16 protein-coding genes are annotated in these 20,638 nt (G+C 66.8%); 13 read left to right on the forward strand and 3 right to left on the reverse strand.

All coding sequences use genetic code 11. The features are described from left to right. The first annotated feature begins 165 nt into the window (after positions 1-165). The 3 genes from IAE41_RS03765 to IAE41_RS03775 all read left to right on the forward strand — a co-directional run bounded on the left by IAE41_RS03765 (position 166) and on the right by IAE41_RS03775 (position 2,686). Entirely contained in the window at positions 166-1,314 is a 1,149-nt protein-coding gene (locus IAE41_RS03765) for a pyridoxal phosphate-dependent aminotransferase (protein WP_079222489.1), read from the forward strand. 13 nt (positions 1,315-1,327) lie between these two features. Continuing rightward, entirely contained in the window at positions 1,328-2,134 is an 807-nt protein-coding gene (locus tag IAE41_RS03770; protein WP_200732150.1) for an amidohydrolase, read from the forward strand. 117 nt (positions 2,135-2,251) lie between these two features. Then, a complete protein-coding gene (locus tag IAE41_RS03775; RefSeq protein ID WP_079222487.1) occupies positions 2,252-2,686 on the forward strand; it encodes a hypothetical protein in 435 nt (144 codons plus the stop codon). Between the two features lie 105 nt (positions 2,687-2,791). Here the strand turns inward: IAE41_RS03775 and IAE41_RS03780 are convergent, their stop codons facing one another. Genes IAE41_RS03780 through IAE41_RS03790 form a run of 3 tightly spaced genes read right to left on the reverse strand, consistent with a single transcriptional unit; the run spans position 2,792 to position 6,231 of the window. After that, the gene (locus IAE41_RS03780) at positions 2,792-4,441 is read right to left on the reverse strand and encodes a pseudouridine synthase (protein WP_200732151.1); all 1,650 of its coding nucleotides are present in this window, start codon (positions 4,439-4,441) and stop codon (positions 2,792-2,794) included. Then, positions 4,434-5,312 carry an SMC-Scp complex subunit ScpB gene (gene scpB / locus IAE41_RS03785; protein WP_079222485.1) on the reverse strand — a complete coding sequence of 293 codons (879 nt, stop codon included), beginning with the start codon at positions 5,310-5,312 and terminating at the stop codon, positions 4,434-4,436. Before scpB ends, IAE41_RS03780 begins: the two co-directional genes overlap by 8 nt. Positions 5,313-5,325: 13 nt before the next feature. Next, entirely contained in the window at positions 5,326-6,231 is a 906-nt protein-coding gene (locus IAE41_RS03790) for a ScpA family protein (RefSeq protein WP_079222484.1), read from the reverse strand. A 371-nt stretch (positions 6,232-6,602) separates the two neighbouring features. On the opposite strand from IAE41_RS03790, the gene IAE41_RS03795 reads away from it, so the two are divergent. From IAE41_RS03795 to IAE41_RS03840, 10 genes are all read left to right on the forward strand, one after another. Next, the gene (locus tag IAE41_RS03795; RefSeq protein ID WP_108747852.1) at positions 6,603-6,902 is read left to right on the forward strand and encodes a YciI family protein; all 300 of its coding nucleotides are present in this window, start codon (positions 6,603-6,605) and stop codon (positions 6,900-6,902) included. Further along, positions 6,899-7,174, forward strand: coding sequence for a BolA family protein (locus IAE41_RS03800; protein WP_079222483.1), 276 nt, complete (start codon positions 6,899-6,901; stop codon positions 7,172-7,174). Before IAE41_RS03795 ends, IAE41_RS03800 begins: the two co-directional genes overlap by 4 nt. 148 nt (positions 7,175-7,322) lie before the next feature. Next, positions 7,323-8,360 carry a LacI family DNA-binding transcriptional regulator gene (locus tag IAE41_RS03805; protein WP_079222482.1) on the forward strand — a complete coding sequence of 346 codons (1,038 nt, stop codon included), beginning with the start codon at positions 7,323-7,325 and terminating at the stop codon, positions 8,358-8,360. Between the two features lie 76 nt (positions 8,361-8,436). Beyond that, positions 8,437-11,496, forward strand: a complete 3,060-nt coding sequence (locus IAE41_RS03810) for a TonB-dependent receptor (RefSeq protein ID WP_200732152.1) — start codon at positions 8,437-8,439, stop codon at positions 11,494-11,496. A 248-nt stretch (positions 11,497-11,744) separates the two neighbouring features. Further along, a complete protein-coding gene (locus tag IAE41_RS03815) occupies positions 11,745-13,349 on the forward strand; it encodes a glucoamylase family protein (protein ID WP_200732153.1) in 1,605 nt (534 codons plus the stop codon). Between the two features lie 4 nt (positions 13,350-13,353). Further along, positions 13,354-14,694: a sugar ABC transporter substrate-binding protein gene (locus IAE41_RS03820; RefSeq protein ID WP_200732154.1), complete on the forward strand. Its 1,341-nt coding sequence runs from the start codon at positions 13,354-13,356 to the stop codon at positions 14,692-14,694. After that, a complete protein-coding gene (locus IAE41_RS03825) occupies positions 14,691-15,572 on the forward strand; it encodes a sugar ABC transporter permease (protein WP_108747025.1) in 882 nt (293 codons plus the stop codon). The genes IAE41_RS03820 and IAE41_RS03825 overlap by 4 nt, the downstream gene beginning before the upstream one ends. Continuing rightward, positions 15,569-16,405, forward strand: a complete 837-nt coding sequence (locus IAE41_RS03830; protein ID WP_079222477.1) for a carbohydrate ABC transporter permease — start codon at positions 15,569-15,571, stop codon at positions 16,403-16,405. Before IAE41_RS03825 ends, IAE41_RS03830 begins: the two co-directional genes overlap by 4 nt. Beyond that, the gene (locus IAE41_RS03835) at positions 16,402-19,569 is read left to right on the forward strand and encodes a discoidin domain-containing protein (protein ID WP_200732155.1); all 3,168 of its coding nucleotides are present in this window, start codon (positions 16,402-16,404) and stop codon (positions 19,567-19,569) included. The genes IAE41_RS03830 and IAE41_RS03835 overlap by 4 nt, the downstream gene beginning before the upstream one ends. A gap of 2 nt (positions 19,570-19,571) precedes the next feature. Next, positions 19,572-20,462, forward strand: a complete 891-nt coding sequence (locus tag IAE41_RS03840) for an endonuclease/exonuclease/phosphatase family protein (protein ID WP_200732156.1) — start codon at positions 19,572-19,574, stop codon at positions 20,460-20,462. Positions 20,463-20,638: the final 176 nt, after the last annotated feature.

Below are 20,638 nucleotides of genomic sequence, written 5' to 3' on the forward strand. Positions count from 1 at the left end.
GTGGGGGGGGGAATTTTTAGCTATTAATGCCGGTGGTTGTGCCGGCCGCTGGCCGGCAATTCCCCCGGCGCCGGTTGTCTGGCCGCTGTTGCCGGCCAGCGGCCGGCACTACCGAAGCAGGGATTGCGTAAACTCAGAGGTCTGTCTCCCCATTCCCCCAGGCCGATGCAACCCACCACCAAGCTGCCCAAGGTCGGTACCACGATCTTCACCGTGATGTCTCAGCTCGCCGCCGAACACGGCGCGGTCAACCTGGGCCAGGGTTTCCCGGATTTCTCCGCGCCGCAGCGCCTGATCGACGAAACCACCAAGGCGATGGCCGCCGGCCTGAACCAGTACCCGCCGATGACCGGCGTGGCACCGCTGCGCCAGGCCATCGCGCAGAAGTCGCTGGACCTGTACGGCGCGACGATCGACCCGGACACCGAAATCACCGTCACCAGCGGTGCCACCGAGGCGATCTTCAACGCCATCCACGCCGTGGTGCGTGCCGGCGAGGAGGTGATCGTGCTGGACCCGGCCTACGACTGCTATGAACCGGCCATCGAACTGGCCGGCGCCATTGCCGTGCACGTGCCGCTGGATCCGCAGACCTTCGCCGTGGACTGGGACCGCGTGCGCGCGGCGATCACCCCGCGCACCCGCATGCTGATGGTCAACACGCCGCACAACCCGTCCGGCGCGATGCTGGACGAGGCCGACATGCAGGCGCTGGCCGACCTGCTGCGTGGCACGCAGATCTACCTGATCTCCGATGAAGTGTACGAACACATCATCTACGACGGCCGCCGCCACGAATCGGCGCTGCGCTACCCCGAACTGCGCGAGCGCACCTTCGTCATCTCCAGCTTCGGCAAGACCTACCACTGCACCGGCTGGAAGATCGGCTACGCCGTGGCGCCGCCGCTGCTGACCGCTGAATTCCGCAAGGTGCACCAGTACAACACCTTCACCAGCTTCGGCCCGGCGCAGTATGGTTTCGCCGCGATGATCCGCGACGAACCGGAGCACCACCTGGAGCTGGGTGCGTTTTACCAGGCCAAGCGCGATCGTTTCCGCGAGCAGCTGGCCAGCACGCGCCTGAAGCCGCTGCCGGTGCCGGGTGGCTATTTCCAGCTGGTCGACTACTCGGCCATCAGCGATCTGCCCGACCATGAATTCGTGAAGTGGCTGACCATCGAGAAGGGCGTCACTGCCATCCCGCTGTCGCCGTTCTACGAAACCGCGCCGGTCGGCCAGCGCCTGGTGCGCCTGTGCTTTGCCAAGAACGAAGCGACCCTGGACGCGGCGATCGAACGCCTGCGCCTGCTGTGAGGAACTGACGACCATGCAGGACCTGCGCATTTCCCTCGTCCAGGGCAACACCCGCTGGCATGACCCGGCGGGCAACCGTGATTACTACGGCGCGTTGCTGGCGCCGCTGGCCGGCAGCACCGACCTGGTGATCCTGCCGGAGACCTTCACCAGCGGCTTCTCCAACGAGGCCATCGCCCAGGCCGAAGGCATGGACGGCCCGACCGTCGCCTGGGTGCGCGAGCAGGCCCGGGCGCTGGACGCGGCGGTGATCGGCAGCGTGCAGCTGCGCGATGGCGAAGGCGTCTACAACCGCCTGCTGTTCGCCACGCCCGATGGCGGGCTGCAGTACTACGACAAGCGCCACCTGTTCCGTTACGGCGGCGAGCACGAGCGCTATGCCGCCGGGCGCGACCGCCTGGGCGTGGAATGGAAGGGCTGGCGGATCAATCCGCAGGTCTGCTACGACCTGCGTTTCCCGGTGTTCTGCCGCAACCGCTACAACGTGGAGCGGGCAGGGCAGATGGATTTCGACCTGCAGATCTTCGTGGCCAACTGGCCCTCGGCACGTGCCTATGCGTGGACGACCCTGCTGCGTGCGCGGGCGATCGAAAACCTGTGCTTCGTGGCAGCGGTCAACCGCATCGGCGTGGACGGCAACCAGCTGCACTACGCTGGCGACAGCGCGGTGATCGATTTCCTCGGCCAGCCACAGGTGGAGATCCGCGAGCGCGAACAGGTGGTCACCACCACCATCTCGGCCGAGGCCCTGGCCGCGCACCGCGCACGCTTCCCGGCGATGCTCGATGCCGATGCGTTCCACCTGGACGAGCGCGCCTGAGCGGGCGCTCGACCGGCGGCTGAACGCTTGCCGCACCGGCGCGCGTGCCTGCATCCACCGTGCACGCGCGCGCTGCTAGATTCGCCGGCAGTCCGACCTGAAGTGGAAGTCCTGCCGATGAACAAGCCCCTTGTCCTGCTGCTGGCGCTGGCCGCAGCCTCGCTGGCCCCGGCCGCCCATGCCGGTGGCAACCTTGATTGCCAGCTGCGCTACAACCTGTCCGGCTGGTCGCTGATCTACAAGACCGCCTCGGGCAACGGCACCATCCAGTGCAGCAACGGCGCCAGCATGCCGGTGCACATCCAGCTCAAGGGCGGCGGCCTGACCGTGGGCAAGTCGAAGATCAGCAACGGCCGCGGCAGCTTCACCGGCGCGGTGGGCATCAACGAGCTGCTGGGCACCTACGCTTCGGTGGGCGCACACGCGGGCGCGGTGAAATCCAGCAACGCGCAGGTGATGACCAAGGGCGACGTTTCGCTGGCCCTGTCCGGCACCGGCAAGGGCTGGGACCTGGGCGTGGACGGCACCGCGTTCACCATCAGCCGTCGCTGATCCCGGTCCATCCACGCATGGCGTGGATCTACCAGGAATCTGTTCTACCCGATAAAGAAAAACCCCGGCCGGAGCCGGGGTTTTTCATTTCAGCACGGCGTGCGATCACCCGCCGCGCGGGCCGCTGCGGCGCGGGCCGCCCGGACCACGGTTGCCGCCGGGGCCGCCCGGGCCACGGTTGCCACCGGGACCACCCGGGCCACGGTTGCCGCCCGGACCGCGATTGCCGCCCGGACGTGCATTGGCGTTGCCGCCCGGACGACCGTTGCCTGCCGGACGCGTGCTGCCGTACGGGCTGAAGCCCGGATTGGCGTGGTCGGACGGGAAGCTCGGGGCGTTGCCCGGATGGCCGTAGGGGTGCTTGTTGCCCTGGCCCTGCGAGCGGTTGCCCGCACCGGCCGGACGACCCTGGCCACCACCGGCGCCACCACGGCCTTCACCGCCGAAGCCGCCGCGACCCTGGCCGCCACCTGCACCGGCGCCCGGACCCTTCGGCTTGCCGTACGGACGGCCCTGGCCACCCGCGCCAGCGCCCGGACCACGGGCACCCGGGCCACGTGCGCCCGGACCGGCGTTGCGGTGGCCGCTCGGGCCGGTGCTGACACCGTCCGGCACGTACCAGGTACGGAACGCGGCCGGGTTGCCTTCCGGCAGCGAACGGTCGTTCTTCGGCGCGCGCTGCTTGAAAGGCTTCTGCGACTGCTTGGCGGCTGCTTCGCCGCTGACGGTCAGGCCGCCCTTGAAGCCGCCACCCTTGCCACCGCGACCACGGCCGCGGTCTTCGCGCACGTTGTCGAAGCGGCGCAGTTCGCGACCTTCATCGGCGGTGCTGTGGCCGTTGACGTAGGCATTGCCACGACCGCCTTCGCGCACGCGCACGGTGGTCTTGGCGGCGCGACGCTGGCCGATCACCGGCTGCAGGGTCAGCGCCGACGGCGCGCCTTCTTCCAGCTTCAGCTGCGCGCGCAGGGCTTCAACCTGGGCGGTCGGCAGTTCCACCGAATGGCCACGGACCAGTTCGCGCGGCAGGCTGACCTTGCCGTAGCGGGTGCGCTTGAGGCGGCTGACCTGGCAGCCCTGCGATTCCCACAGGCGGCGCACTTCGCGGTTGCGGCCTTCCTTCACCACGACGCGGAACCAGTCGTGCGAGTCGGTGCCGCCGATGCGCTCGACCTCGTCGAACTTGGCCGGGCCGTCTTCCAGCGCGACGCCACGGGCGAGGCGGTCGACAATGGCGTCGGAGACCTTTTCCTCGCCTTCCGGGGCACGCACACGCACCACGTACTCGCGCTCGACCTCGAACGACGGGTGCATCATGGCGTTGGCCAGTTCACCGTCGGTGGTGGCCAGCAGCAGGCCGGTGGTGTTGATGTCCAGGCGGCCGATGGCGATCCAGCGCGCGCCCTTCAGCGGCGGCAGGGATTCGAACACGGTCGGGCGGCCTTCGGGATCTTCGCGGGTGGTCACTTCGCCTTCCGGCTTGTTGTAGACCAGCACGCGCGACGGCTCGGCCAGCGCGGTGGCGACGAAGCCACGGCCATCCAGCTCGATCTTGTCGCCGCTCTTGACCGACATGCCGGTCTGCGCGACTTCGCCGTTGACCTTGACCAGGCCTTCGGCGATGCGCTGTTCCAGCGCACGGCGCGAGCCGAGGCCGGCCTGGGCCAGCACCTTGTGCAGGCGCTCTTCCAGCTTGAACTGTTCGGAGGTGGCTTCGCGCTTCAGCGAGAGCTTGTTACGGGGGGTGTCACTCATCAGTTTTGCTCCGGCCGACGGTTTCGAGGTCGGCCTCTGGTTCGGAATCGGCTTGGTCAACAGCCACGGTCGTCGTCGCGACGGCGTTGTCTTCGCGTTCGTTCACTGGCACCGCGCGCTCGCCCGGCGCGGAATCGGGGTGCCCATCATCGAGGGGCGAAGGTGCTTGCTCATCGGTGGCCGGCGCAGCAGCTGCGTCGGCGGAATCGGGGGTGTTGCCATCGCCGCCCTGCAGGCCGGCGTCATCATTGGCGGCCGCGTCGGGGTCGGCGCTGATGTCCGGGCCGGCGGCACCGGCAACGGCGGGACCATCACGGTCCAGCGCCAGCTGCGGTTCCAGCTCGCCCAGGTCTTTCAGTTCCGACAGCGGCGGCAGTTCGTCCAGGCGCTTCAGGCCGAAATAGTCCAGGAAGCCCTTGGTGGTGCCAAACAGCGCCGGCTTGCCGGGCACGTCGCGGTGGCCGACCACGCGGATCCATTCGCGCTCTTCCAGTGCCTGGATGATGTTGCTGCTGACCGCCACGCCGCGCACCTGCTCGATCTCGCCACGGGTGATCGGCTGCCGGTAGGCGATCAGCGCCAGGGTTTCCAGGGTGGCGCGGGTGTAGCGGGTCTTGCGTTCGGTCCACAACCGGCTGATCCAGCCGTGCACTTCGCCGGTCACCTGGTAGCGGAAGCCGGAGGCGACCTCGACCAGTTCCACGCCGCGGCCTTCGCAGCCCTCGCGCAGGCGCTCCAGCGCACGTTCGATGCTGCCCGGCGGTGCCGGTTCCTCTTCCGGGAACAGGTCTTTCAGCTGGGCCAGGGTGAGCGGCTGGCTGGAGGCCAGCAGGGCACCTTCGACAATGCGGTTGATCAGCGTCTGGTCCATCGGCAGTCAGCGCTCACTCGTTTTCATTGGCGGCGTCGTTGTCGTCGAACTCGCTGCTGAACTGCAGCGGGGCGTTGGTGTTGCCGGCGGCCAGGGACTTCACGTAGATCGGCGCCAGCGGTTCTTCCTGGACCAGGTCCAGCAGCTGCTCCTTGGCCAGTTCCAGCACGGCCAGGAACGTGACCAGCACGCCCAGCTTGCCTTCTTCGGCGGTGAACAGCCCTTCAAAGCGGTAGAACCTGCCGTCTTCAAGCCGGCCGAGCACTTCACCCATCCGTTGGCGCACGCTCAGTGCCTCGCGCTTGATGGCGTGGCCGCTGAACAGCTCGGCGCGCTTGAGCACGTCGTGCAGGGCCAGCAGCATCTCCTTCAGGTCCACCGGCGGCGGCAGCTTCACCGTCGCCCGCTCGGGCATGAAGGCGTGCGCCACCGTGGTGTCGCGGTCCTGGCGGGGCAGGGCGTCGATATCCTCGGCAGCCTGCTTGAAACGTTCGTACTCCTGCAGCCGGCGCACCAGCTCGGCGCGCGGGTCGGCTTCGTCGCCTTCCTCGCTGACCGGGCGCGGCAGCAGCATGCGCGACTTCACCTCGGCCAGGATCGCGGCCATCACCAGGTACTCGGCGGCCAGTTCGAAGCGCAGCTCGCGCATCACGGTGATGTATTCCACGTACTGCCGGGTGATCTCGGCCACCGGAATGTCCAGCACGTCCAGGTTCTGCCGGCGGATCAGGTACAGCAGCAGGTCCAGCGGGCCTTCAAAGGCATCCAGGATGACTTCCAGCGCATCCGGCGGGATGTACAGGTCCTGCGGGATCTGCAGGACCGGTTGCCCATGCACCACGGCCAGCGGCATTTCCTGCTGCTGGGGGGCGGGCGGCCGGGTTGGCGGGTTCGCGTCGAGCGCGAGTTCGGAAGTCATCTAATGGACAATAGGATTGCAACGGACCAGTCGCGGTACCGGACCTGCCGGGCCTGCGCCACGGCGCCCCAGGCACCAGTCACGCCGGGATCGGCGCGATTCCACACATATCAAACAGCAGGACGCGCCGCAGGAAACGGCGGCGACGGAACTACGGGGAGGTCGTCTACGTGGCCCGGCCGGTTGGCCCGGTTCGAAGCAGCGGTACGGTCGTCGGGGGCTGCGTTGGCCGCAAAAACCGACGGGCTGCTGCATCAAGCCACGTGCAATGGTGCCTAGGGTACGGCTTTGCCGGGCCAGTGTCCAGCCGGGCCGGTGGCGGTGGCCCATTGGCTAGAATCGACGCACCGCAACATGAACGAGGAATGCCCGTGTTCTATGTGATTGAAGGTTACGACGGCCAGGATGTCCTGGCGCAGCGGCTGCAGGCCCGGCCCGAACACCTGGCGCGGCTGCACGCGCTGCGCGACGAAGGCCGCCTGCTGCTGGCCGGGCCGTGCCCGGCGATCGACAGCGAGGATCCGGGTCCGGCCGGCTTCAGCGGATCGGTGGTGATTGCCGCGTTCGACTCGCTGGCTCAGGCCCGGGAGTGGGCCGATGCCGACCCCTACGTGGCTGCCGGCGTCTACACCCGCGTCGACGTGCGGCCGTTCCGCAAGGTGCTGCCATGAGTGCGCAGCGCATCGATCTGATCCGTGCTGCGCTGCAGCAGGCATTGGCGCCGAGCACGCTTGAGATCGAAGACGACAGCCACCGCCATGCCGGCCACGCCGGTGCACGTGACGGGCGGGGCCATTTCAACGTGCTGGTGGTCAGCGAGCAGTTCGCCGGCATGGCCCCGCTGGCGCGCCATCGCGCGGTGTATGCCGCGCTGGGCGGGCTGATGGAGACCGATATCCATGCGCTGTCCATCCGCGCATACACCCTGTCCGAGCAGGGCTGATGGCCTGTCCCGCAAAGTCCTGCCAGGTCCAGGAACAGACCTGTCCACGTCAGATTTCTGTGTCCATCCGGGGACATTCGTCTAACGGAGTGTTTACAAGCGCAGATGGAAACGCTTACATTCCGCGCCAAGCTGGTAGGTCCAAGCCGTGGAGGGCGGCTTCGTGAACAAGGCAGCCATAACAATCAAAGACGTCGCTCGAGAAGCCCGGGTCTCCGTGGCCACGGTTTCCCGCGCGCTGAACGGGCATGAGAATGTCGCCGAACCGGTCCGCCAGCTTGTGCTGGAGGTCGCCGCGAGGCTGCGTTACACCCCGCACGCCGCCGCACGCAGCCTGAGCAGCCGCCGCACCAATACGGTGGGCGTGGTGCTGCCCGATCTGTACGGCGAATTCTTCTCCGAGCTGATGCGCGGCATCGACAACGTTGCCCGCAACCGTCGCCAGCACCTGCTGGTGTCCAGCTACCACGGCGACCAGGTACAGCAGGGCGCCGCCCTGCGTGCCATGCGCGGCCGCGTCGATGGCCTGCTGGTGCTCTCGCCCTATGCCGAGAGCCCCGGCTTCCTCACCGACAACCTGCCGCAGTCGCTGCCCACGGTCCTGATCAATACCTATCTGCCGGGGCAGGATCACCCGGTCCTGAGCATCGACGATCACGCCGGTGCGATGGCCATGACCCGCCACCTGCTCGATGCCGGCCACCGCCGCATCGCGTTCATTTCTGGCCCGGATCTCAACTTCGACGCGCGTGAGCGCCTGCGCGGCTTCCGTGACGCGCTGGCGGCTTTTGGCAACGGCGCCGAAGGCATCGAGTTGCCCGGTGATTTCGACGAAGCTTCCGGCCATCGCGCCGGTCAGGAGATGCTGGCAGCCGGCGCGCTGCCCGATGCCGTGTTCGCCGCCAACGACATGATGGCCCTGGGTTGCCTCTACGCATTCGCGCAGGCAGGCATCCATGTTCCCACCGATGTCGCCCTGGCGGGTTTCGATGACATTCCACTGGCGCGGTTTGTACACCCCTCGTTGACCACCATGCAGGTCAGTATCGCTGAGTTGGGCGATAGGGCGATGACGCGTCTGATGCAGTTGATGGACGGCAACACCCCCGAAGGGGCAGGTGACAAGCAGACGCTCGTTCCCCGCCTCATCGTTCGCGATTCCACCACTCCGCCATCGGGCCATTGAAGCCAGAGGCGTTCCTTCTTTCTTGATTGATCGCAGGTACCGCATTCGCGGATACCGCCACCCGGAGATTGAGTTGATGATTCATTCCACGATCCGCATGCCGGCCCGCCGGCTGCTGAGCACCGCACTGGTCAGCTGCCTGATGCTGGCCGCCGCCCCGAACGTCATGGCGCAGTCGGCCAACGCCAGCCTGCGCGGCCAGGTGGCCGGCGCCCAGGCCGGTTCGGAAGTCACCGCTACCAACGTCGCCACCGGCACCGTCCGTCGCGGCACCGTGCGCGCCGACGGCACCTATTCGCTGATGGGCCTGGATCCGGGCACCTATGACGTGGCCGCCAATGGCCAGACCCAGAAGGTCACCGTCACCGTGGCCTCGACCTCCACGCTGAACTTCAGCGAGGCCGCCGCCGGTGGTACTGCCGGTGGCAGCGCCGCGACCAACCTGGACACCGTCAACGTCGTCGCGCCGACCCTGCTGCAGGAAGTGCGCACATCTGAAGTCGGCAAGACCGTCAGCCTGCAGCAGATCCAGACCACCCCGCAGGTGTCGCGCAACTTCCTGGAGTTCGCCGATGCCGTGCCGGGCCTGATCTTCACCCGTGATGCCAAGGGCAACACCTCGCTGCGCGGCGGTGCCACCAATTCCGACGGCACCAACGTCTACATCGACGGCGTGGGCCAGAAGAGCTACGTCAAGGGCGGCGGCGTGGCCGGCCAGTCCGGCAGCGCCGGCAACCCGTTCCCGCAGCTGGCCATCGGCGAATACAAGGTCATCAGCGGCAACTACAAGGCCGAGTACGGCCAGGTGTCGAGCGCCGCAGTGACCGCTGCCACCAAGTCCGGTACCAATGAATTCAAGGGTGAGGCGTTCTACCGCTACACCGATGAAGACATGCGCGCCAAGACCCCGGCCGAGCGCCAGGGCGGCAAGGACAAGATGGTCTCCGCCGAGAAGGAATACGGCTTCGCCCTGGGCGGCCCGATCATCCAGGACAAGGCACACTTCTTCGTGACCTACGAAGCCAAGCGCTTCGACCTGCCGGTCACCATCGCTCCGGACGGCGCCGTCACCGGTGCCGCCAGCCTGCTGCCGCCCGCGGGCGCCGCCGGCCTGGGCCCGGCCAGCCAGCCGTTCCAGCAGGACCTGATCTTCGGCAAGATCGACTTCGAGCCGACCGACAACGACCGCATCGAGCTGACCTTCCAGGACCGCGACGAAACCCAGTCGCAGTTCAGTGGCCAGACCTCGCCGGAAGCCGGTCGTGAAGTGGTCAACACCGACCGTCGTTACGCGCTGCGCTGGAACCACAGCGGCGAGCGTTTCTACAACGAAATGATGGTCACCCATGAAGATTCCTTCAACAACCCGACCCCGCTGACCCTGGCCAACGGCATCACCTACACCGCACCGGACGGCACCGAAGACCGCACCGTGGTGAAGATCGGTGGCGCCTCGGCACTGGATTCGCAGGTGAAGGGCCAGAAGGGCTGGTCGATCGAAGACAACCTGACCCTGGACGGCATCCAGTGGGCCGGCGACCACACCATCAAGATGGGCGTGAAGTACAAGGCCATCGACCTGTACGCCTCCGATGCGGCGCAGATCAACCCGACCTTCACCTACAGCCTGGGCGATCCGGACTTCCCGGATTCCATCCCGTACAAGGCGCAGTTCGTCAAGCCGGTGACCGGCGTGGACGGCGTGTCGGGTGAAGTGCGTTCGAAGTCCAAGCAGTACGGCGTGTTCATCCAGGACGACTGGCAGGTCAACGACCACCTGCAGATCAACCTCGGCCTGCGCTGGGACTACGAAGTCACGCCGTCCTACCTGGACTTCGTGACCCCGCAGGCGGTGGTCGATGCGATCTACTCGCAGGATCCGCGCGCCCCCGCCGGCCAGACCTACGCCGATTCGCTGGCGCTGGGCGGCCTGGACATCAGCAACTACATCAGCAACGGCCACAACCGCAAGGCATTCAAGGATGCCTGGCAGCCGCGCCTGGGCTTCTCGTATGACATCAACGCCGACGAGCAGCACGTGATCCACGGTGGTGCCGGCCGTTCGTACGACCGCGACCTGTTCGACAACCTGCAGCTGGAAACCACCAAGCTGGCCCTGCCGCAGCCGACCATCTACTTCCGCAACCCGGCCACCGGCACCTGCATCAACGGCCAGGCCGCCTGCTATGACTGGAACCCGAACCTGCTCAACGGCATCGGCAACCTGCAGGACCTGGTCGGCGCGACCAGCAATGCCGGCCTGGAAGTCGACCTGCTCAACAACAAGCTCAAGGCGCCGTACTCGGATCAGTTCAGCCTGGGCATGAGCAACCAGATCGGTGACTGGCTGACCGACGCCACCATCGCCCGCACCCTGAGCTACGACGGCTTCGCCTTCACCCTGGGCAACCGTTACCCGACCGGCCAGTTCTTCGATGACCCGCGCCTGTGCGGTGGCACCGAGGCGGGCCTGAGCCAGGCCTGGAGCTGCAACGTGCCGGGCTTCGGCAGCCTGATCATCGGCCAGCAGGGCATCAAGACCCGTGCGACCCAGGTCCTGCTGTCGGCGCAGAAGCCGTTCACCAAGGAAAGCGGCTGGGGCACCTCGATCGCCTACACCTGGACGACCGCGCGCCACAACCGCGACATCAACGAGAAGTACGCCTTTGACCGCGGCCTGATCGGCGACTACCCGACCATCCGTTCCAACGGTGCACCGCGCCACCGCCTGGTGATGACCGGTTCGTACGCTGGCTTCTGGGGCATCACCTTCGGTGGCAAGATCACCCTGGCCACCCCGACCGCCGTCAACGACTGGTACCCGGTGCCGCAGGCCAGCGGCTTCAACCTGCCGACCCCGCAGGCTGCCGTGCCCAATGCCAATGGCAAGTTCCTGCTGGGTGGCAAGATCTTCGGCTACCGTTCGGTCGACCTGCAGGCGACGAAGACGTTCAAGATGCCGGGCGACACCGAGATGTACGCTCGTATCGACATCATCAACGTGTTCAACTTCGACAACTTCTCCACCTACAACTACGTCAAGACGAACGGCAAGCTGCAGGCCAGCTACAACGAGACCGGCGACATCATCGGTACTCCGCGCCAGGTCAAGGCCGAAGTGGGCTTCCGCTTCTAAGCAACGACGTACGCGCCACCCCGTTGCCAGCGGCCCGCCGCTGGCAACGGAACCTGGCAATGGCCGGCCTGCGGGCCGGTCCATTGTCCAGCCCCATGCGGCGTCGCTGCGGCGCTGCATGGGACTGGACAATGCCTGTGTTGAATCGGCCACGAATGCGTGGTTTTTTAAGAGTCTGGTTTGTAAACGATTTCAGGCCATTGGACGTTATGCTTTCCCATCGATCAGCCCACTGGAGGAACCGCGCCATGCAGGCACGCCACCTGTTGACCGCCGCTGCGATGACCCTGGCCATCGCCGCCTGCAAACCGGCCCAGCAGGAGCCTGCAAAGCCCAAGCCGCCGGTGATCCTGCTGGAAGCAGACGCGCCGCCGCGGCCGATGAAGCCGGAACTGCCGCCGCTGTTCGATGACATCGAGCGCCGCACCTTCCAGTTCTTCTGGGACACCACCAATGAACTCAACGGCCTGACCCCGGACCGCTACCCGTCGCGTCCGTTCGCCAGCATCGCCTCGGTTGGCTTCGCGCTGACCGCGTACCCGATCGGCATCGAGAACGGCTGGGTCAGCCGCAATCAGGCAATCGACCGCACCCTGACCACGCTGAAGTTCTTCCGCGACGTGCCGATGGGCCCGCAGCGCACCGGCAAGGCCGGCTACAAGGGCTTCTACTACCACTTCCTGGACATGCAGGAAGGCCGCCGCTACGACAGCTGGGTCGAGCTGTCCTCGGTCGACACCGCGCTGCTGATGATGGGCGTGCTGTTCGCCCAGTCGTACTACGACGGCGACGACCCGCGCGAAAAGGAAATCCGGCAGATCGCCGACCAGCTGTACAAGCAGGTCGACTGGCCGTGGCTGCAGCAGCGTGCGCCGCTGATCTCGATGGGCTGGTTCCCCGAGAGCGGCTTCATCGACCACGACTGGATGGGCTACAACGAGGCGATGATGGTCTACATCCTCGCCCTCGGCTCGCCCAGCCACCCGGTGAGCCCGGATGCGTGGACGGTGTGGACGCGCACCTATGACAACGACTGGGGCGTCTACCAGGGCCAGGAATACCTGTCCTTCGGTCCGCTGTTCGGCCACCAGTACAGCCATGTCTGGATCGATTTCCGCGATATCCAGGATGCCTACATGCGTGAGCGTGGCAGCACCTACTTCCTCAACAGCCGCTCGGCGGCGCTGGCCCACCGCGAGTACGCCATCGCCAACCCGATGCAGTGGAAGGACTATGGCGAGAACGTGTGGGGCCTGACCGCCAGCGACGGCCCGCAGAACACCACCCAGGAATACCGCGGCGAGCAGCGCCAGTTCCGCCATTATTCCTCGCGCGGCGCCGGCCTGCGCGAGAACTTCGATGACGGCACCATCGCCCCGACCGCGGCGATCTCCTCGATCGTGTTCGCGCCCGAGGAAGTGATCCCGGCCACGCTGGAGATGCACAAGCGCTACGGCGACTACATCTATTCCAGCTATGGCTTCCTGGATTCGTTCAACCCCAGCTTCAACTACGACATCCCGATCAAGACCGGCCGCATGGTGCCGGGCCGCGGCTGGGTGGCCAGCGATTACATCGCCATCGACCAGGGCCCGATCCTGACGATGATCGCCAACTACCGCGATGACTTCGTCTGGGAAGTGATGAAGAAGAACCCGTACATCCGCAAGGGCCTGGAGCGGGCCGGTTTCAGCGGTGGCTGGCTGGCCCCGGAAGGGTCGTTCCAGCCGCTGGTGCTGGAAAAGGATGAGAAGGCTGCGGCGGCACGCGCGGTCGGTATCGCAGAATCGCGCGCGGCTGCCGCGCAGGAACAGAAGAACAATGCCAACCGCAACACGGGCCAGGGGAAGTAACAAGGTGCACGATTGGATTGACCGCCTGCGACGCTGGGCCCTGCCTGCGATGGCCGCACTGGCCATGGCCGGCTGCGCGCGCACCGAGCAGGGCACCACGACGGTCCGCTTCTGGGCCATGGGCCGCGAGGCCGAAGTGGTCAGCGAACTCATCCACGAGTTCGAAGCTGAGAACCCCGGCATCAAGGTGGATGTGCAGAACATTCCCTGGACGGCCGCGCACGAGAAGCTGCTGACCGCCTTTGCGGCCGATGGCCTGCCCGATGTCTGCCAGCTCGGCAACACCTGGGTGCCCGAGTTCGCCGAACTCAACGCACTGACCCCGCTGCAGCCGTTCGTGCAGCAGTCGTCCGTGGTCGATCCGACGGACTACTTCCAGGGCATCTGGGATACCAACGTGATCCACGGCGAGCTGGTGGGCGTGCCGTGGTATGTCGACACCCGCCTGATCTTCTACCGCAAGGACCTGCTGGCGCAGGCCGGCTTCGACCATCCGCCGCGCACCTGGGCGGAGTGGGACGAGCAGATGGCCGCGATCAAGAAGATGCAGGGCCCGAACCGCTATGCGGTGCTGATGCCGATCAACGAGTTCGAGCAGCAGCTGTCGCTGGCCCTGCAGCAGCCCGATCCGCTGCTGCGCGACGAGGACACCCGCGGCAATTTCTCCAGCCCCGGTTTCCGTCGCACCCTGGCCTTCTACGCCAACATGTTCGAGCAGGGCTGGGCGCCGAAGATGTCCGAGACGCAGATCTCCAACGTCTGGGATGAGTTCTTCCGCGGCTTCAACGTGTTCTACATCTCCGGCCCCTGGAACATCCGCGAGTTCAAGAAGCTGCAGCCCAAGGAACTGGAAGGGAAGTGGGGCACCGCCGCCCTGCCGGGCCCGGACGGCCCGGGCGCGGGCATCGCCGGTGGCACCAGCCTGGTGATCTTCCGCAAGTCGCAGCAGAAGGAAGCCTCCTGGAAGCTGATCGAATTCCTGTCACGCCCGGAGATCCAGGCCCGGTTCCACTCGATCATCGGTGACCTGCCGCCGCGCCGCAGTACCTGGAACGCCCCGTCGCTGGCCAACGATCCGCTGGCCGCCGCGTTCCGTGACCAGCTGGAGCGCGTCAAGCCGACGCCGAAGGTGCTCGAGTGGGAGCGCATCGTGCAGGAAATGCGCATCGTCACCGAGAAGGTGGTGCGTGGCGGCATGCCGCAGGACAAGGCCGTGGAAGAGCTGGACCAGCGCGTGGACAAGGTGCTGGCCAAGCGCCGCTGGATGCATGAACAACAACGCCTGCAGCGCAGCGATGCCCCCCCGGGCTCGACCAGTGCAGTCGCGGCCGGGAGCCCGCAATGAAACGTTCGTCCCTCGCCGGCTGGATCTTCGCCGGCCCCTCGCTGATCGTGCTGGGCGTGTTCTTCGGCCTGCCGGTGGCATCGGCGCTCGCCCTGAGCGTGACCGACTTCGACCTGTACGCGCTGGCTGACGGCGGCAACCTGCGCTTCGTCGGGCTGGGCAACTACGTCGACCTGCTGCAGACGCCGATGTTCTGGAAGTCGCTGTGGAACACCACCTACTTCGTGGTGATCGGCGTGCCGTTGTCGATCGGCGTGTCGCTGGGCGCGGCCATGCTGCTCAACGCACCGGCCGCCCGCTTCAAGGCCCTGTTCCGCACCGCGCTGTTCGCCCCCGTGGTGACCACCCTGGTGGCGGTGGCGGTGATCTGGCGCTACCTGTTCCATACCAGCTACGGCCTGGTGAACTACGGCCTGGGCCATATCGGCATCAGCCCGATCGACTGGCTGGGCGACCCGAACTGGGCCATGCCCACCATCATGCTGTTCGCCGTGTGGAAGAACTTCGGCTACAACATGGTGATCTTCCTGGCCGGCCTGCAGGCCATCCCGCATGACCTGTACGAGGCCGCGCGCATCGATGGCGCCTCGCGCTGGAAGCAGTTCCTGCACATCACCCTGCCGATGCTCGGCCCGGTGCTGCTGGTGGTTGGTGTCATTACCGTGTCCGGCTACTTCCAGCTGTTCGCCGAACCGTACGTCATGACCCGCGGCGACCCACTGCAGAGCACTGTCAGCGTGCTGTATTTCATGTTCGAGGAAGGCTTCAAGTGGTGGAACCTGGGACGCGCCTCTGCCGTGGCGTTCCTGCTGTTCCTGATCATCCTGGCGGTGACCACCGTGATGCTGCGTTTCGGCCGCAAGAGGCAGTTGGTATGAGTCGTGAGATCGGCCAGTCGCGCTGGCACCCGTGGATGATCAATGGCGCGTTGCTGGTGCTGGCCCTGGTCAGCCTGGCACCGCTGTTGTGGATGCTCTCGGTGTCGTTCATGCCGCAGGGCGAGGCGACCCATTTCCCGCCGCCACTGCTGCCTTCGCACGTCACCACCCACAACTACACCGAGCTGTTCGCGCGCACCGGCATGGGGGGCAACTTCGCCAACAGCCTGCTGGTGTCGGTGGCGATCACCTTCGGTTCGCTGCTGCTCAACACCATGGCCGGCTACGCCTTCGCCAAGCTGAACTTCGTCGGCCGCGAGCGCCTGTTCCAGGTGCTGATGGCGGCGCTGGTGATCCCGGCGCAGGTGGCGATGCTGCCGCTGTTCCTGCTGATGAAGCAGCTGGGCCTGGTCAACAGCTTCGGCGGCGTTATCGTGCCGGCGCTGGCCAGCGTGTTCGGCATCTTCCTGGTGCGGCAGTACGCCCGTTCCATCCCGGACGAGCTGCTGGAAGCGGCCCGCATCGACGGGGCAGGGGAGCTGCGCATCTTCTTCCAGATCGTGCTGCCGATGCTCAAGCCGGTGCTGGTGACCCTGGCGATCTTTACGTTCATGGGCGCGTGGAACGATTTCATGTGGCCGTTGATCGTCTTGACCGATCAGGAGCACTACACTTTGCCGGTGGCGCTGGCCACCCTCTCGCGCGAGCACATCATGGACGTGGAAATGATGATGGCCGGCGCGGTGGTCACCGTGGTTCCGGTGCTGGCCCTGTTCCTGGTGCTGCAGCGGTACTACATCCAAGGTCTGTTGCTGGGGAGCGTCAAGGGATGAAGCGAGCGATCGCCGTTGGATTGGGCCTGTTGTGGACCTCCCTGGCGATCGCCGCACCACCGGTGCTGCCGGCGCCCAAGGTGCTGGACGACTTCGATGACATCAGCGCGTGGAAGCTGGTGCTGTCCGACCAGGTCAGCGGTTCGCTGCGGCCGGTCAGCGGCGCCGGTGGTGGCCGCGCGCTGTGCCTGGACTACGACTTCCACAAGGTGTCCGGCTACGTCGGCCTGCGCCGCGCGCTGAACATCGAGTACCCGGCCAATTACCGCTTCGGGTTCCAGCTGCGCGGCGATTCCCCGCGCAACGACCTGCAGTTCAAGCTGATCGATGCCAGCGGCGACAACGTGTGGTGGGTCAACCGGCCGGGCTACAGCTTCAGCAAGGCCTGGGCGCCGGTGGAGTACCGCCGCCGCCAGATCGACAAGGCCTGGGGCCCCTCGGCCGAGAAGGAGATGGCGCGCAGCGCCGCGGTCGAGTTCACGATCTACAGCAAGGTCGGTGGCCGCGGCACCGTGTGCTTCGACAAGCTGACCCTGCAGGGCCTGCCGCCGCAGGACGAGTCGGCGCTGATGCCGTCGGTGATCGCCGACACGGCCACCGCGCTGCAGGACCGCATGATCGATGGCAAGAGCGATACGTTCTGGGTCAGCGGCGGGGTCAAGCAGCAGACCATCAGCCTGGACCTGCACAAGAGCCGCGAGATCGGCGGTGCGGTGATCGACTGGCTGCCCAACCTGGAGGCGACCCGCTACACGGTGCGCACCTCCGAGGACGGCCGTGACTGGCGTACGGTGCGCGAAGTCACCGGTGGTGGCGGTGGCCGTGACTGGCTGGCGCTGCCCGATACCGATGCGCGCTACGTGCGCTTCGATCTGCAGGACGGGCCGAACTGGCGCTATGGCATCCGCGATATCGCGCTGAAGCCGCTGGCCTTCGCGGCCACGCCCAATGCCTTCCTGTCCTCGGTGGCCGCCGACCTGCCGCGCGGTGCATTGCCGCGTGCCTACGTGGGCGAGCAGCCGTACTGGACCCTGCTGGGCCTCGACGGTGGCCAGGAGCAGGCGCTGATCAGCGAGGATGGCGCATTGGAGCCGGCCAAGGGCAGCTTCAGCATCGAGCCGTTCATCCGCATGGACGGCAAGCTGCTGGACTGGTCCAGCGTGGCCACCACGCAGTCGCTGCAGGACCGTTACCTGCCCATCGCCACGGTTGACTGGGTGCATGAGAAGGCCGGCCTGTCGGTGACCAGTTTCGTGCAGGGCACGCCCGAGCGCGCCCAGCTGATCGGCCGCTACCGCCTGAGCAACCCGGACAAGGTCGCCCACGAATACACCCTGGCGCTGGCGATCCGGCCCTGGCAGGTCAACCCGCCGACCCAGTTCCTCAACACCACTGGTGGCTTCAGCCGCATCGAAGCGCTGGACGTGGGCGAGCAGCTGGTGCGCGTCAACGGCGAACCGCGCATCTACCCGCTGCAGGTCCCGGACGCGCGCTTTGCCACGACCTTCGACGGCAAGCTCGATGCGATGCACCTGGCGTCGGGCAACTTCCCGGCGACCACGGCGGTGAAGGACAGCACGGGCCTGGCCTCCGGCGCGATGCTGTACACCATCAAGCTGGAGCCGGGGCAGAGCCGCGAGGTGGCCGTGGTGCTGCCGCAGACCGGCGGCTGGAAGCCGCAGGCGCTGGACGTGGCCAAGGCGCAGCAGCAGGTGGCGGCGATGTGGCGCGACAAGCTGGGCGTGGTCAACCTGCAGGTACCGGCGGCCGGCCAGCCGCTGGTTGAAACCCTGCGTACCGCCGTGGCGCACATGCTGATCTCGCGCGTGGGCCCGCGCCTGCAGCCGGGCACGCGTTCGTATGCACGCAGTTGGATCCGCGATGGCGCAATGATTTCCGAAGGCCTGCTGCGCATGGGCCGCAGCGACGCCGTGCGTGATTACGTGACCTGGTATGCGCCGTTCCAGTTCGAGAATGGCAAGGTGCCGTGCTGTGTCGATGCCCGCGGCAGCGACCCGGTGCCTGAGAACGACAGCCACGGCGAGCTGATCTACAACATCGCCGAGTACTGGCGCTACACCGGCGACGGCACGTTCCTGGAACTGATGTGGCCGCACGTGCAGGGCGCCTACAATTACATGGAGCAGCTGCGCGCCAGCGAGCGCACCGAGGACAACCGCGCACGCAACCCTGCCTTCTACGGGATGATGCCGGCGTCGATCAGCCATGAGGGCTATTCGGCCAAGCCGATGCACTCGTACTGGGACAACTTCTGGGCGCTGCGCGGCTACAAGGATGCTGCGCAGGTGGCGGCACAGCTGGGCAAGGTGGAGGCGATGCAGATCAGCGAGTCGCGCGACCAGTTCCGCGACGACCTGCAGGCTTCGCTGCTGGCCGCCATGCAGCAGCACAGGATCGATTACCTGCCCGGTTCGGCCGAGCTGGGTGACTTCGATGCCACCTCCACCACCATCGCGCTGGCGCCGGGTGGCGAGCAGGGCCGGCTGCCGCAGGAGGCGCTGGAGGCGACCTTCGAGCGCTACTGGAACGAGTTCGTCGCGCGCCGCGATGGCAAGCGCGAGTGGAAGGACTACACGCCCTACGAATGGCGCAACGTGGCGGCCTTCGTGCGCCTGGGCTGGCGCGACCGTGCCTGGCAGGCCACCCAGTTCTTCTTCAAGGACCGTGCGCCGCAGCCCTGGAACCAGTGGGCCGAAGTGGTCTCGCGCACGCCGCGCAAGCCGTTCTTCGTCGGTGACCTGCCGCATGCCTGGGTGGCGTCGGACTTCGTGCGTTCGGCCCTGGACATGTTCGCCTACAACCGCGACGCCGATGAGGCGCTGGTGCTGGCAGCGGGCATTCCAACCGCCTGGTTCCAGGGGGAGGGCATCGCCGTGCAGGGCCTGCGCACGCCGCAGGGCCAGTTGAACTACCGCCTGCAGCGCAGCGACAAGCAGCTGGTGCTCGACCTGCAAGCGGGCCTGGTGCCGCCGCCCGGTGGCGTGGTGCTACCGTGGCCGTACAGTGGCGATCCCGGTGAGGCCACCATCAATGGCGAGCCGGCCGAGTGGAACAACCGCGAACTGCGCGTGCACCAGTTGCCGGCGCGGGTCGAGATCGACGTGCCCAGCGCGGTGCGCCGCGCAGAACGCAAGGGACAGTAAGCATGGCGTTGAAGCAGGGGAGGGCGCGCGTGGCAGTGCGCGGCCTGGGGCTGGCGATCGCACTGGCCCTGCCGGGGCTGGCACCGGCGCAGCAGGCGGCAGAGGCCGCGCCGGTCGCGGCCGAGGTGTCCACTGCGCCCGGCATGGGGATGGTGACCTTCAACCTGCACCACGACCGCGAGGATTGGCCGACCCGTCGGCGCACGATCCTGGCCGAGCTCAAGCGCCTGCAACCCGATGCCATCGCGCTGCAGGAAGTGATCCAGCGCCGCAACGTGCGCAACCAGGCGCAGTGGCTGGCCAGCCAGCTCGGCTACAAGTACGTGTTCGTTTCCACCGATCCGGTGGGGGCGCCCAAGCGCTATGGCAACGCGCTGCTGACCCGCCGCCCGATCCTGGCCCACGGCGAGCACCTGCTGCAGCCGCTGGATGACCACCGCACCGTGGCCCACCTGCGCATCGACGTGGACGGACAGCCGGTGAACGTCTATGCCACGCATCTGAACGAACGCAGCGACGAGCGTGGCCAAGGCATCCGCCGCAGCCAGGTGGAAGATCTGCTGCGCTACATCACCGGGACCTCGGCAGGCGCGCCCGTGGTGATCGCCGGTGATTTCAACGCGCTGGTGGATGCGGGCGACCTGAGCGAGCTGCGCAGCCATTACGGCGACAGCTATGGCAGCGTGCACGTGAACACCGACCTGGCCGGTGTGAGCACGTTGAACCGCCACTACTACCAGGCGCCCTCGCGTATCGACCACATCTTCTTCCAGCAGGACCGGATGGTCGCGCGCGAAGCGAAGATCCTGTTCGACCAGCCCGACGACAGCGGCCGCTTTGCCTCGGACCATTACGGCGTCTGGACCCGGTTGCAGTTCGCCCCGGCGCGCTGACGCCGCGGGATTTCATGCTCTGGCAGGTGCCAACCTTGGTTGGCACGGGCGTGTCCGCGCGCGTTGAATCAACAGCGCTCTGGTAGGTGCCAACCTTGGTCGGCACGGGCGTGTCCGCGTGCGTTGAATCGACGGCGCCAACCAAGGTTGGCATCCATCCATGCTGTGCCGGACGA

It is taken from the genome of Stenotrophomonas sp. S39 (assembly GCF_016624665.1).
Taxonomy (GTDB): domain Bacteria; phylum Pseudomonadota; class Gammaproteobacteria; order Xanthomonadales; family Xanthomonadaceae; genus Stenotrophomonas.

What these genes read in the sequence shown, in the direction of transcription:
- IAE41_RS03765 (WP_079222489.1), top strand. Translation starts at nt 166, where the DNA reads ATGCAACCCACCACCAAGCTGCCCAAGGTCGGTACCACGATCTTCACC.
- IAE41_RS03770 (WP_200732150.1), top strand. Translation starts at nt 1,328, where the DNA reads ATGCAGGACCTGCGCATTTCCCTCGTCCAGGGCAACACCCGCTGGCAT.
- IAE41_RS03775 (WP_079222487.1), top strand. Translation starts at nt 2,252, where the DNA reads ATGAACAAGCCCCTTGTCCTGCTGCTGGCGCTGGCCGCAGCCTCGCTG.
- IAE41_RS03780 (WP_200732151.1), bottom strand. Translation starts at nt 4,441, where the DNA reads ATGAGTGACACCCCCCGTAACAAGCTCTCGCTGAAGCGCGAAGCCACC.
- scpB (WP_079222485.1), bottom strand. Translation starts at nt 5,312, where the DNA reads ATGGACCAGACGCTGATCAACCGCATTGTCGAAGGTGCCCTGCTGGCC.
- IAE41_RS03790 (WP_079222484.1), bottom strand. Translation starts at nt 6,231, where the DNA reads ATGACTTCCGAACTCGCGCTCGACGCGAACCCGCCAACCCGGCCGCCC.
- IAE41_RS03800 (WP_079222483.1), top strand. Translation starts at nt 6,899, where the DNA reads ATGAGTGCGCAGCGCATCGATCTGATCCGTGCTGCGCTGCAGCAGGCA.
- IAE41_RS03810 (WP_200732152.1), top strand. Translation starts at nt 8,437, where the DNA reads ATGATTCATTCCACGATCCGCATGCCGGCCCGCCGGCTGCTGAGCACC.
- IAE41_RS03815 (WP_200732153.1), top strand. Translation starts at nt 11,745, where the DNA reads ATGCAGGCACGCCACCTGTTGACCGCCGCTGCGATGACCCTGGCCATC.
- IAE41_RS03825 (WP_108747025.1), top strand. Translation starts at nt 14,691, where the DNA reads ATGAAACGTTCGTCCCTCGCCGGCTGGATCTTCGCCGGCCCCTCGCTG.
- IAE41_RS03830 (WP_079222477.1), top strand. Translation starts at nt 15,569, where the DNA reads ATGAGTCGTGAGATCGGCCAGTCGCGCTGGCACCCGTGGATGATCAAT.
- IAE41_RS03835 (WP_200732155.1), top strand. Translation starts at nt 16,402, where the DNA reads ATGAAGCGAGCGATCGCCGTTGGATTGGGCCTGTTGTGGACCTCCCTG.
- IAE41_RS03840 (WP_200732156.1), top strand. Translation starts at nt 19,572, where the DNA reads ATGGCGTTGAAGCAGGGGAGGGCGCGCGTGGCAGTGCGCGGCCTGGGG.